The 11,811-nt window shown below is 63.0% G+C and carries 15 protein-coding genes and 1 tRNA gene; 10 read left to right on the top strand and 6 right to left on the bottom strand.

What is annotated here, in order from left to right; all coding sequences use genetic code 11:
* The coding region (locus tag L610_RS11355) for a porin (RefSeq protein ID WP_144705177.1) at positions 1–955 on the top strand (955 nt) is incomplete at its 5' end.
* A 144-nt stretch (positions 956–1,099) separates the two neighbouring features.
* On the opposite strand, the gene L610_RS11350 is transcribed toward L610_RS11355, so the two are convergent.
* Positions 1,100–1,184: transfer RNA gene (locus L610_RS11350), tRNA-Leu, on the bottom strand.
* Positions 1,185–1,450: 266 nt separating this feature from the next.
* Here L610_RS11350 and L610_RS11345 point away from each other — a divergent pair.
* The gene (locus L610_RS11345; RefSeq protein ID WP_144705183.1) at positions 1,451–1,957 is read left to right on the top strand and encodes a disulfide bond formation protein B; all 507 of its coding nucleotides are present in this window, start codon (positions 1,451–1,453) and stop codon (positions 1,955–1,957) included.
* A gap of 6 nt (positions 1,958–1,963) precedes the next feature.
* Here L610_RS11345 and L610_RS11340 read toward each other — a convergent pair whose 3' ends face one another.
* On the bottom strand, positions 1,964–2,521 hold the full coding sequence (locus tag L610_RS11340; protein WP_024848759.1) for an HNH endonuclease: 558 nt from the start codon (positions 2,519–2,521) through the stop codon (positions 1,964–1,966).
* A gap of 98 nt (positions 2,522–2,619) precedes the next feature.
* A complete protein-coding gene (locus tag L610_RS11335; protein ID WP_144705175.1) occupies positions 2,620–3,294 on the bottom strand; it encodes a DNA-3-methyladenine glycosylase in 675 nt (224 codons plus the stop codon).
* A gap of 87 nt (positions 3,295–3,381) precedes the next feature.
* Here L610_RS11335 and gluQRS point away from each other — a divergent pair, with 87 nt between their 5' ends.
* The gene (gene gluQRS, locus L610_RS11330) at positions 3,382–4,260 is read left to right on the top strand and encodes a tRNA glutamyl-Q(34) synthetase GluQRS (protein WP_144705173.1); all 879 of its coding nucleotides are present in this window, start codon (positions 3,382–3,384) and stop codon (positions 4,258–4,260) included.
* Here the strand turns inward: gluQRS and L610_RS11325 are convergent.
* Entirely contained in the window at positions 4,235–4,546 is a 312-nt protein-coding gene (locus L610_RS11325) for a hypothetical protein (protein WP_144705171.1), read from the bottom strand. The two genes, gluQRS and L610_RS11325, sit on opposite strands and share 26 nt — an antisense overlap.
* Positions 4,547–4,700: 154 nt before the next feature.
* On the opposite strand from L610_RS11325, the gene L610_RS11320 reads away from it, so the two are divergent.
* Positions 4,701–5,564 (top strand): DMT family transporter, encoded by an 864-nt coding sequence (locus L610_RS11320; protein ID WP_144705169.1) that lies wholly within the window; start codon positions 4,701–4,703, stop codon positions 5,562–5,564.
* On the opposite strand, the gene L610_RS11315 is transcribed toward L610_RS11320, so the two are convergent.
* Positions 5,561–6,427, bottom strand: coding sequence for a YihY/virulence factor BrkB family protein (locus L610_RS11315; protein WP_034330347.1), 867 nt, complete (start codon positions 6,425–6,427; stop codon positions 5,561–5,563). The two genes, L610_RS11320 and L610_RS11315, sit on opposite strands and share 4 nt — an antisense overlap.
* 122 nt (positions 6,428–6,549) lie before the next feature.
* Between L610_RS11315 and L610_RS11310 the strand changes: the two genes are divergently transcribed.
* The 6 genes from L610_RS11310 (at position 6,550) to L610_RS11285 (ending at position 10,994) form a co-directional block, all read left to right on the top strand.
* Positions 6,550–6,744, top strand: coding sequence for a twin transmembrane helix small protein (locus L610_RS11310; protein ID WP_024848763.1), 195 nt, complete (start codon positions 6,550–6,552; stop codon positions 6,742–6,744).
* A gap of 13 nt (positions 6,745–6,757) precedes the next feature.
* The gene (locus L610_RS11305; protein ID WP_024848764.1) at positions 6,758–7,339 is read left to right on the top strand and encodes a cob(I)yrinic acid a,c-diamide adenosyltransferase; all 582 of its coding nucleotides are present in this window, start codon (positions 6,758–6,760) and stop codon (positions 7,337–7,339) included.
* 33 nt (positions 7,340–7,372) lie between these two features.
* Positions 7,373–8,134, top strand: coding sequence for a rhomboid family intramembrane serine protease (locus L610_RS11300; RefSeq protein WP_024848765.1), 762 nt, complete (start codon positions 7,373–7,375; stop codon positions 8,132–8,134).
* A gap of 153 nt (positions 8,135–8,287) precedes the next feature.
* Entirely contained in the window at positions 8,288–9,034 is a 747-nt protein-coding gene (locus L610_RS11295) for an electron transfer flavoprotein subunit beta/FixA family protein (RefSeq protein WP_144705167.1), read from the top strand.
* A gap of 22 nt (positions 9,035–9,056) precedes the next feature.
* Entirely contained in the window at positions 9,057–9,986 is a 930-nt protein-coding gene (locus L610_RS11290; RefSeq protein ID WP_144705166.1) for an electron transfer flavoprotein subunit alpha/FixB family protein, read from the top strand.
* A gap of 126 nt (positions 9,987–10,112) precedes the next feature.
* On the top strand, positions 10,113–10,994 hold the full coding sequence (locus L610_RS11285) for a 3-hydroxybutyryl-CoA dehydrogenase (RefSeq protein WP_144705163.1): 882 nt from the start codon (positions 10,113–10,115) through the stop codon (positions 10,992–10,994).
* A 9-nt stretch (positions 10,995–11,003) separates the two neighbouring features.
* Here the strand turns inward: L610_RS11285 and L610_RS11280 are convergent, their stop codons facing one another.
* The gene (locus L610_RS11280) at positions 11,004–11,666 is read right to left on the bottom strand and encodes a GGDEF domain-containing protein (protein ID WP_186441430.1); all 663 of its coding nucleotides are present in this window, start codon (positions 11,664–11,666) and stop codon (positions 11,004–11,006) included.
* Positions 11,667–11,811 lie beyond the last annotated feature (145 nt).

The following is an 11,811-nucleotide window of genomic DNA, read 5'->3' as shown; positions in this document are numbered from 1 at the left end:
CGCGATCGTCGTCGCCGAGCCGGAGCCCATGGAATATGTCCGCATCTGCGACACCTACGGCACGGGCTTCTTCTACATCCCGGGCACCGAGACCTGCCTGAAGATCGGCGGCTACCTCCGTTACCAGATCAACTACCGTGACTCCGACGACTCCGTCTGGAAGCTCGCTCGCTTTGCTCCGTCGTTCGATGCTCGCACCAGCACCGAGTGGGGCACGCTCCGTTCGTATGCTGAAGTCGAGTTTGACTGGACCCTCAGCCCTGACGCATCGGATCCGGCCTACGGCACGGGCACCAACCTGCGTCACGCCTTCATCGACATCGGTGACCAGAACTTCCTGCGTATCGGTAAGGCCTGGAACCCGCTCCGTTCGTGGGTACCGACCGGCAACAACATCAACGACCAGCAGCTCTCCGCTGGTGTCTACAACCTCGGCCAGATCACCTATGCCTTCAACGCCACCAACGGCGCTGGCATTGGCGGCGGCATCGGCTTCAGCGGCTTCGTGTCGGTGATCGAGTCTGATGGCTGGGGCCCGCGTCCGTCGACCAACTTCGCCCGACTGGCTGTTGGCTATGACACCGACGAAGGTTCGTTCATGGTCCGTGGTGGCGTCGATGTCGCTCTCGGCAGCATCGCTAACGGCCGCGTCGCAGTCCAGTACGTGAACGACGAGCCGGGCTACTACCGCGCCGCTCTCGGCGGTTCGGAGTGGTCGGTCCTCGCCGCTGTTGACATCAAGGCTACCGATACCGTTGCTGTCAACCTCGTTGGCGCATGGTACGACGATGGCCCGAGCGGCCTCGTTCAGCGCGAGTGGGAAGCTTCGGTCGGCCTGAACTGGCAGCCGTTCGGCAACAACAGCCTGCAGATCCGTCCGGAAATCACCTACGTGAACAACCGCAACGTCGACGACAACTGGGGTGCAACCCTGCGCTTCCAGCGCAACTTCTAATCAGCTCTCTGAGTTGATCTGAGGGACCCGGCGGGCAACCGCCGGGTTTTCCTTTTTCTGGCCGCTAACACGCCGCCCTACGCCTCGACGCGCACAGCCGTACACGGACCTAACGGACTAATCTTCTTCGGGAAGAATTCGGGTTGGTGCCCCTGGCCGGGATCGAACCAGCACTCCTTGCGGAACTCGATTTTGAGTCGAGCGCGTCTACCAATTCCGCCACAGGGGCCCATAAGGGGATCCAGCACAGCCGGATGACGCGGACTATACGAGCCGCGGTGCTCGCGTCAATTGCAATTCAACCGCATCTCACGAAACCTTCACGCTTTTGGCAATAAAGCCGCCAGGCATTGCGGCGCGGGGCGCAGTATGGTGAAACATCGCCGCGCCGAGGAACCAGTGGTTGCACCCGAAAACGAGTCGCTACCGTTCCTCGGCACGCAAGAAGACGAACAGAACCGGCATCTGCAGCTGCCGGAGACTATCGAGGCGGGAATGTCGCTAGCATCTGCAACCGGCCGAACCCAGACAATCGGCGCCGCACTTTCAGCGGCCGGCATGGCGATCACCGTTGGCACAGCACTAGGCTTCCAGCACATCGGCGGCTTCATTCCCTGCAAGCTCTGCCTCGAGCAACGCCTCCCCTACTATGTCGGCGTGCCGGTCATGCTGCTCGCGCTGATCTCGTCCGTGCTGAAGCTGCCGCCGCTCGTCACGCGCGGCCTGTTGCTCGTCGGCGCGCTGCTGATGACCTGGGGCATCTGGCTCGGCGTCTATCATTCCGGCGTGGAATGGGGGTTCTGGCCCGGCCCCACCGACTGCGGCGCGGTCGCGCCGTCGTCTGGCGGAGGCAGCCTGCTCGATCAGCTCGATGCCGTGGTCCCGCCATCCTGCGATCAGGCGGCCGGGCGCTTCCTTGGCCTGTCCTTCGCAGGCTGGAACGTGGTGGCCAGCGTCATTCTTGCGGCGATTTCCTATTCCGCGGCTTTCAGGAAGGACTGAGCGGGCCTACGGCTCCAGTTCGACATCCCAATAGAGAAAGTCCATCCAGCTTTCGTGCAGATAGTTGGGTGGGAACAGCCTGCCGTTGTTGTGCAGGTCCTGCACCGTCGGCTGGTACGGAGGCTGCCGCGGCCACATCTGAGCCTGGGCCGGAAGCAGCCCGCCCTTCCTGAGGTTGCAGGCCGAGCAGGCGGCAACGATGTTGTCCCAGGTAGTGGCGCCGCCGCAACGGCGGGGAATGACGTGGTCGAAGGTCAGCTCGTGATGCGCGCCGCAATACTGGCACTGGAAGCGATCGCGCAAGAACACATTGAACCGCGTGAAGGCCGGGTATCGGGACGGCTTGACGTAGCTTTTCAGCGAGACGACGCTGGGCAGCTTCATCTCGAAGGACGGCGACGAGACCGAGTGTTCGTATTCGGCGACGATGTTGACGCGGTCGAGGAACACCGCCTTGATCGCGTCCTGCCAGGACCACAACGACAAGGGGTAGTAGCTTAGCGGACGGTAGTCCGCATTCAGCACCAGTGCCGGCAGGCTGTCTGGTGACACTGCGATCGTCACTAACGTTCCTCCTCGGGCTCGTATTTCGACGATGCAGATAATGTAATCCCGCTGTTGCACTATTGTGAAGCAAGAATCTCACAGTGAATGCTCGGGCATTACCTTGATTTTGCAGCCGCTTCTGCTGTCTCGACTACCGGCGCTGCATCGCGCCCCCGCCATTTGCGCCAGTGTGCCCAGAACAGGCGCGCCGCGACCGAACGCCAAGGCGACCATGATTCGGCCATCGCCGTTAGCTCCCTGATCGTCGGGCGGGCATCGAGCCCCAAAGCATCGGCCACCGCGCCCTGCAGCGCAACATCCCCTGCCGGGAACACGTCGGCATGACCGGCAGCAATCAGCAGGTACACATCAGCCGTCCACGGGCCGATGCCGCGGATGGCGGTGAGCCGCTCCCTGGCCTCTGCCGCGGAAAGATCGGTGAGGGTGTCGAGATCAAGTTCGCCCTCGACGATTGCGCGCGCCAGCGTCATCAGCGTTGCTTGCTTCGGCCGCGACATGCCCGCCTGGCGGAACGCCTCCTCGCCGCAGGCAAGCACGGTCGCAGCATCAAGCGGGTCGACCAGCCGCGTGAAGCGGGCAAGGATTGCGTCGGCGCTAGCGCGCGAGATCTGCTGCGCGGCGATGATCGACACCATCGCCGCAAATCCGCCCTCCGAGCGGCGCAGCGGGATTTCGCCCGCCTCCGTGATCACCGGCTCSAGCCTCGGGTCGAGCCGGGCAAGGGCCTGCAGCCCCTCGGCAATGTCGGCCTCGGTTTCGATCCTGCGCATGTCTTCTCACTCCCCGGGCTTGCGGGCAGCCCGTGGGAAACGTAGCAATCGTGCATTGGAAGCCACAACCCGTTTCACACCGGCCTCATGACACGTCCTGTCTTCCGCTTCGCGCCGAGCCCGAATGGCGAGCTCCACCTCGGCCATGCCTACTCGGCCCTGCTCAACGACCGGCTGGCGCGCGCGAGCAACGGCAGGCTGCTGCTGCGCATCGAGGACATCGACCTCACCCGCTGCACGCCGGAGTTCGAGGAAGGCATCTACCGCGACCTCAGCTGGCTCGGCATCCGCTGGGAGGAGCCGGTGCGCCGCCAGTCCGAACATTTCGAGGACTATACCCGTGCGCTGGAGACACTGGTCGATGCGGGGCTCGTCTACCCCTCCTTCATGAGCCGCGGTGAGGTACGCGCGATCATCTCGGAAGCGGAAGCCGAGGGAAAAACGTGGCCGCGCGATCCCGACGGCGTCCCATTGTTCCCTCTGGCCGAACGGAATCTGTCCGAGAAGGAGCGCCGCCGGCGCATCGCCGAGGGAGAAGCCTATGCCTGGCGCATCAATATGGAAGAGGCTGACCGGCATGTGGGCAGCGGGCTCACTTGGGAAGAACAGGGCGAAGGCCCGGACGGCGAAACCGGCACCATCCGCGCCAATCCTCAGGCCTGGGGTGACGTCGTCATTGCCCGCAAGGAGGTGCCGACCAGCTATCACCTGTCGGTAGTGATTGACGATGCGCTGCAAGGCATCACTCATGTCGTGCGGGGGCGCGACCTCTTCCATGCCACCGGGATGCAGCGGCTCCTCCAGGAACTGCTCGGCTTCAGCGCCCCTGTCTACCTCCACCACGACCTGGTGCTGGCAGACGACGGACGCAAGTTGTCGAAGAGCCGGCGCGACACCGGGCTCGCGGCACTCCGCGAGGCGGGCCTCACGCCGGAGGATATCAGGCGGATGGTCGGTCTGGATTGAGATTGCCCAGCCGTTTGACGAGGGCCTTGAGCAGCATCAGCGCCGTGAGGCAGAGGAACGCGCCGACAAGCCCGCAGGCGACCGCGAACTTCTTGTCCGTAAGGTTCCAGCCGAACCGGATCATCAGGAACATCGAGAAGAAGAAACCGGCGGTAATGACGACCGCGTTTCCGGTAGCACCAAAACCGTCTTCGCCAACGATTGCGTCGAGCCCCAGCGACACGATGAACGAGAGGATGCCGACCATCGATATCGCGAGCAAAAGGCTCATAGCATCGAGTTTCAAGAACATCACAAATCCTTTCCGTCAAACGGATCAGGAAGCCCCGCTGTGTCCCGCACATGAAGGCGTGAGCATGTGAGGTAATTATTACATTTCAATTGCTTTCGTTGCTGATATTGGATCAATAGCACACTTTCCTGCCTGGACATTCCCCGACATGAATCGCGCCGTTCGACTTATTCCGCCCCTGTTTGTGCTGCTATGGGCAACAGGTTTCATCGGCGCACGCTACGCAATGCCGTGGGCAGAACCACTGACGTTTCTTGCGGCACGGTTCGCGCTGGCGGCCGGCATTCTTTCCCTGCTGATTGTCGCATTCCGGGCAAAGTCGTTGACCGCAAAGCAGGCGATGCACGCGGCGTTTGCGGGGGCGCTGATCCACGGTGCCTATCTTGCCGGCGTGTTCTGGGCGATCCGCAACGGCATGCCGGCGGGCCTCTCCGCACTCATCATTGGCCTGCAGCCGCTGATCACGGCAGTGATGGCCGGCTGGACCCTCGGGGAAAAGGTAATGCCCCGCCACTGGGCAGGCCTTGCCGTCGGCTTCGTCGGCATCTTCATCGTGCTGGCGCCGAAATTTGGCGACGCAATGGGCGGCGTGACGCCGATCACCTTTGCCGCCTGTGTCGCTGCAGCCATTGCCATTAGCGCCGGCACGATTTGGCAGAAGAAGTTCGTCGGCAGCGCTGACCTCGTCACCGCGACGCTGTGGCAGTATGTCGGCGCAACCGCGCTGATGGCCGTTGGGTCCCTCGCCTTCGAAACCCGCACTTACACCCTCAACGGCGAGCTAATCTTTGCGATGGCCTGGCTGGTGCTGGTGCTGTCGATCGGCGCGATCTTCCTCCTGATGACGATGATCCGGCAGGGCGAGATGGCCAAGGTCGCTTCACTGTTCTACCTCGTCCCGGCTGTCACCGCCGTTATCGCCTGGGGGCTGTTTGGCGAGACGCTTTCGCCCGTTCAGCTCGTCGGCATGATCATCACGACCGTCGGCGTCGGCCTTGCGACGCGCGCCTAGAAGTCGGCCGGCCGCGTGACCTTGGCCCGCGCGTCGAGATAACGCCGGATCGCGGCGTTCAGCTCGCCGCCGAGAATGAAGATCGCCGAGACGATGTAGAGGAACACCAGCGCGACCATGATCGAGGCGAGGCCCGCATAGGTCGTCACATAGGACGAGAAGTAGCTGAGATAGGTGGCAAACACCGTCGAGCCGACAACCCAGGAAATCAGCGTGAACGCGAGCCCCGGCAGAATGTCGCGCAGGCTGCGCTGGCCAGCTGGCAGCCACAGATGCACTGCCACCAGCGCCAGCACGATGACGACCGAGGCGATGATGAAGCGCCAGATGGTGATGGTGCCAAGATAGGGCCGGATCCACGGCAGATGTCGCTGGGCGATATCCACCGCGATGGGCGCCACGACCAGCAGCGACGAGACGATCAGAAACCCGGCGGTGGCGATGATAACGAAGGCAAGGCTCTGCGCGCGCAGCCAGAAGATCGACCTTGTGTCGATCACTCGGTAGGCGCGGTTGAGCCCGACCCGCAGCGCCTCGATACCGTTCGAGGCGAAGAAGGCGGCGGCGATGATGCCGATCGTCAGCACGTCGCCGCGCGGCACCGTCAGCACGCTCGTCACTTCCCGCGCGATCGGCTCCGCGATCGTGTCCGGCCAGGTGTCGAAAACGAGGTGGACGGCTGTGTCGGAAAAGGCCTGCGCGCCCAGAAAGCTTGCCAGGGACGTCGCAAAAATCAGGAATGGAAACAGGGCCATGAGCGCCGACAGCGCCAGATGGCTCGCCAATGCCCATCCATCATCGTTGTTGAAGTGCCCGAGAGCGTCACCCAGGATCCGTTTCGTAACAGCAAGTGAGCGAAGCATCTGTCCGGCCGATTGTGTCGCTGGCGCGAATATGGGAAGGAAAGCCCTCAAAAGGCAAGCGTGGGGATGGGAACGCCCCTTGCCGGTAGCCAGTTCCCGGCCGCGCAGGAGGAATAAGGCCCGTGTCCACAGCTTTCAACATCATCGCCGTCATCTTCATGATCGCGGTCGTGTTCGTCCTGATCCGCGGTCTCATCAACATGATGCGCGGCGGGTCAGGCCGGACCTCGAACAAGCTGATGCAGGCGCGCATCGCTCTGCAGTTCTTCGCGCTCGTGTTCCTGCTGCTGACGATCTATTTCGCCCGCAATAGCTAAAAGGTTTCGCTCCATGGTCGTCCTGAACAAGATCTACACCCGCACCGGCGACGATGGCACGACTGCGCTTGGCTCGGGCGAGCGCCGGCCAAAATATGACCTGCGCATCGCCGCCTACGGCACGGTCGATGAGGCGAACGCGTGCATCGGCATGGCGCGCATCCACACGGCGCAGAGCCACCCGGAACTCGACGCCATGCTCGGGCGCATCCAGAACGACCTGTTCGACCTCGGTGCCGATCTTGCGACGCCCGACACCGGCGAAGACCTTGGCTACGAACCGCTGCGGATCATAGCCTCGCAGGTGGAACGCCTCGAGGCCGACATCGACGCCATCAACAAGCCTATCAAGCCGCTTCGCACCTTCGTCCTGCCCGGCGGCTCGCCGGCCGCGGCCGCGCTTCACCTTGCCCGCACCGTCGCCCGTCGCGCCGAACGGCTGATGGTCGAGCTTTCGCACAAGGAAGGCGAGAAAGTCAGCGCCGAGGCGATCAAGTATATGAACCGCGTCTCCGACTTCCTGTTCGTTGCCTCGCGCGCCGTAAATGACAATGGGGACAGCGACGTGCTATGGGTGCCCGGGAAGAACCGGTAGCCCGCTTACGCGTGCGGGAGGAGAGCGGAACGCATGTTCATACCCCTGCATGACGCCAACGAGTTCCGCTACATCAGGGTCCAGTACGTCACGATGGCGATCATCGCCGTCAACGTCATCGTCTACCTTCTGACCACGCTCGGTAGCGAGGATTTCGTCAACGCCGCGGTCTTCGGCTTTGGCTACATTCCGTCGACCATCTTCGACATCGCCGAGCGCCCACCGGAGATGGTGATCGTCCCCGACGACTGGACGTTCCTGACCTACTCCTTCCTGCACGGCGACATCTGGCATCTCGGCGGCAACATGCTGTTCCTCTGGGTCTTCGGCGACAATGTCGAGGACGCGCTCGGACACTTCCGCTACCTGATCTTTTACTTTGCCTGTGCTGCCGCGGGCGCACTGATGCACGGGCTGATCGCGCCGGATTCGGAGGCACCTCTGATCGGCGCTTCGGGCGCCATCGCCGGCATCGTCGCGGCCTACCTGATCCTGCATCCGCGGGTGAAGGTCTGGGTGCTGGCGCTCGGCCGTATCCCGCTCAGGCTTCCCGCCTGGATCCTGCTTGCTTTGTGGATCGCTTTCCAGTTCGCAATGATCTTCATCGGCGGAGACGAGAGCATTTCCTGGGCGGCGCATGTCGGCGGCATCATCGCGGGCGCCGTGCTGGTGCTGATCCTGCGCCGACGCCCGATCCCGATCGCCGACGAGATCATCGTCACGCCGCGCGCGGTCGAGGTCGAGCGTCCTGCCAGCCCCGAGGCAGAGGTCCGTTCACCCTGGGGGCGCCATTAGGTCACCCCCTTTCAAACGGTTTGATCCTACCGTTTGTATTGACGGCTGTAAGCCGGATGACTACAGCCCTACCCATGTCGTTTTCCGGCAAGCAAGCAGCTTCAGCGGCTGTTAGCCAGTCCCTGACGAGTTTCTCGGAGAGGTTTCTTACCCATGAAAGTACTAGTCCCAGTCAAGCGGGTCGTAGACTACAACGTTAAGATCCGTGTGAAGTCGGACGGCTCTGGCGTCGAGCTTGCCAACGTCAAGATGTCGATGAACCCGTTCGACGAAATCGCCGTCGAGGAAGCGATCCGCCTGAAGGAAGCCGGCAAGGTCGAGGAGATCGTCGTCGTGTCGATCGGCCCGGCTCAGGCTGCCGAGACGATCCGTACGGCGCTGGCGATGGGTGCCGACCGCGGCATCCTCGTCAAGGTCGACGATGTGGTCGAGCCGCTGGCGGTTGCCAAGATCCTCAAGGGCGTGGTCGAGGCCGAAGGCCCGCAGCTTGTCATCCTCGGCAAGCAGGCGATCGACGACGACGCCAACCAGACCGGCCAGATGCTGGCAGCACTCCTTGGCTGGGGCCAGGGCACGTTCGCCTCCAAGGTCGAGCTGGGCGACGGCTCTGCCAAGGTCACCCGCGAGGTCGACGGCGGCCTGCAGGTCGTCGACATCAAGCTGCCGGCGATCGTCACCACCGACCTTCGCCTCAACCAGCCGCGTTATGCCTCGCTGCCGAACATCATGAAGGCGAAGAAGAAGCCGCTCGACGAAAAGACTTCTGCCGACTTCGGTGTCGACGTCACCCCGCGCCTGAAAGTTCTGAAGACCGAGGAGCCGGGCGGCCGCAAGGCTGGCGTCAAGGTCAAGGACGTCGCCGAGCTCGTCGCTTCGCTCAAGTCCGCTGGCGTCATCTGATTTCGGGAAAGGGAGTTTTACCATGGCCATTCTTCTCGTTGCCGAACACGACAACGCCACCCTTTCCGACCAGACGGCGAAGGCGCTGACGGCTGCCTCGCAGATCGGTTCGGACGTTGACGTCCTCGTCGCCGGCAAGGGCGCACAGGCTGTCGCCGATGCCGCTGCCAAGCTCGCTGGCGTACGCAAGGTCCTGCTCGCCGATGCCGACGAGCTCGCCGAGCGTCTTGCCGAGCCGACCGCGGCACTCGTCGTCTCGCTTGCTGGCGGCTACGACGCGATCGTTGCGCCTGCCACCACTACCGGCAAGAACGTGCTGCCGCGCGTTGCCGCTCTGCTCGACGTCATGCAGATCTCGGAAATCGTCGAAGTCGTCTCGGCTGACACCTTCAAGCGTCCGATCTATGCCGGCAACGCCATCCAGACCGTGCAGTCGAGCGACGCCAAGAAGGTCATCACCGTTCGCACCGCGTCCTTCTCGGCCGCTGGCGAAGGTGGTTCGGCTGCGATCGAGACGGTTGCCGCTGCTGCAAACCCGGGCGTTTCGACCTTCGTCGAGAACAAGCTGTCGGAGAGCGATCGTCCGGAGCTGACCTCGGCCAAGATCATCATCTCGGGCGGCCGCGCGCTCGGCTCTGCCGAAAAGTTCCAGGAAGTGATCCTGCCGGTTGCCGACAAGCTCGGCGCTGCCGTTGGCGCATCGCGCGCTGCGGTCGACGCGGGCTATGCCCCGAACGACTGGCAGGTCGGCCAGACCGGCAAAGTCGTCGCGCCTGAGCTCTACATCGCCGTCGGCATTTCGGGTGCCATCCAGCACCTCGCCGGCATGAAGGACTCGAAGGTCATCGTCGCCATCAACAAGGACGAGGAAGCGCCGATCTTCCAGGTCGCAGACTACGGCCTCGTCGGTGACCTCTTCACCATCCTGCCGGAGCTTGAAAAGGCGCTCTGAGCGGACATGGTAGCCTTCGGCTACTCATGCTAATGAACTCAAGGGCGGGGTAGACATTTGTCGCCCCGCCCTTTTTCATCTGACACACATACGAGCCGGTGAACGGCGTACGACGGGATCATCACGATGACGGGCAAGATCGCAACGATTGGTATCATTGGCGCAGGCCAGATGGGTGGCGGCATTGCACATGTGTCGGCGGTCGCCGGCTACACTGTGAAGCTCTACGACATTTCGGCCGAGCGCATCGAAGCAGGCATTGCGACAATCAGCGGCAACATGGCTCGCCAGGTATCGTCCGGCAAGATGGAGGAGAGCGTCCGGCAGGGAGCGCTGGCGCGCATCATCGGCGCGCCGGAACTCAACGACCTCGCCGACTGTGACCTTGTCATCGAGGCTGCAACCGAGGACGAGACCATCAAGCGCAAGATCTTCGCGCAGCTCTGCCCGATCCTGAACCCGGAAGCGATCCTCGCGACCAACACCTCCTCGATCTCGATCACGCGCCTTGCCGCGCAGACCGATCGTCCGGAGCGCTTCATCGGCATCCACTTCATGAACCCGGTCCCGGTCATGAAGCTGGTCGAGGTCATCCGCGGCATCGCCACCGAGGAGAGCACCTTCGAGACCGCCAAGGAATACGTCACCCGCCTCGAAAAGACGATGACGGTGGCGGAGGACTTCCCGGCCTTCATCGTCAACCGCATCCTGCTGCCGATGATCAACGAGGCGATCTACACGCTTTATGAGGGCGTCGGCACCGTCGAGGCGATCGACACGGCGATGAAGCTTGGCGCGAACCACCCGATGGGCCCGCTGCAGCTCGCCGACTTCATCGGCCTCGATACCTGCCTGTCGATCATGCAGGTGCTCTATGAGGGGCTCGCAGACTCCAAGTATCGCCCCTGCCCGCTGCTGGTGAAATATGTCGAGGCCGGCTGGCTCGGCCGCAAGACCGGTCGCGGCTTCTACGACTACCGCGGCGAGCACCCGGTTCCGACGCGCTAAGCTGCGCCGTCAGCGCGGCGGGCGGTTCTGGTTCGCCTGCCGCAGGCGCGGSMTCGTCCGTGCCTCAAAGCCTTCCTCAAGCGTGGCGACACGCACTCGGTCGCGGCCCTGTTCCTTGGCGACGTAGAGTTCGTCGTCCGCCACAGCGAACAGTTCGGCATAGGTCGTCGCGCGAGAATGAACCGCGCAGCCGACACTCATCGTCAGCCGCAAGTTCTCCGCACCATGGTACGGCACGAATGTAGCCGCGGAGACGGCTGCACGCAGCCTTTCCGCAAGTTCGACCGCAAGAGGAACCGTGGCGTTCGGCAGGTAGACGCCAAACTCCTCGCCACCAATACGTCCGCAAATGTCCTCCGGCCGCACGACCGAGCGGATCGCAGTGGCAATCACCCTGAGCGCCTCGTCACCGCGTTCATGGCCGTAAGTATCGTTGATCGCCTTGAAGTAGTCCGCGTCCATGATCAGGAACGCGCCTTCCGCAGAGCCATGCAGCCACTTCTCAACGCGCGCCTGGAAGGTACGCCGGTTGAGGCAACCGGTCAGGCTATCGAGCGAAGCCAGATCGTTGAGCTTGTGATTGGCGATCGCGAGTTCACGCAGCTTCAGCGAGTGAAGGAAGAACAGCGGCGCGGCGATGATCAGCGGCAGGATGAAAGCGGTGATTATCACCCGCCGAAGATCCCCGGGCGGAAGATCCCGGAAGTTGAACCAGACGAACACCACGCAGATCGCGGCACAGATCAGTGGTCCCAGGGCCGTCCACATCAACACACGGCGCCAGGCTCTCGGTGACACGCCGTAAAACCGCGACAGC

Origin of the sequence: Aminobacter sp. J44 (assembly GCF_007829415.1) — a bacterium.
In the GTDB taxonomy this organism is placed as follows: Bacteria; Pseudomonadota; Alphaproteobacteria; order Rhizobiales; family Rhizobiaceae; genus Aerobium.
Note: the sequence above shows the minus strand (reverse complement) of the source record. Positions and strands in the feature narration are given on the sequence as shown.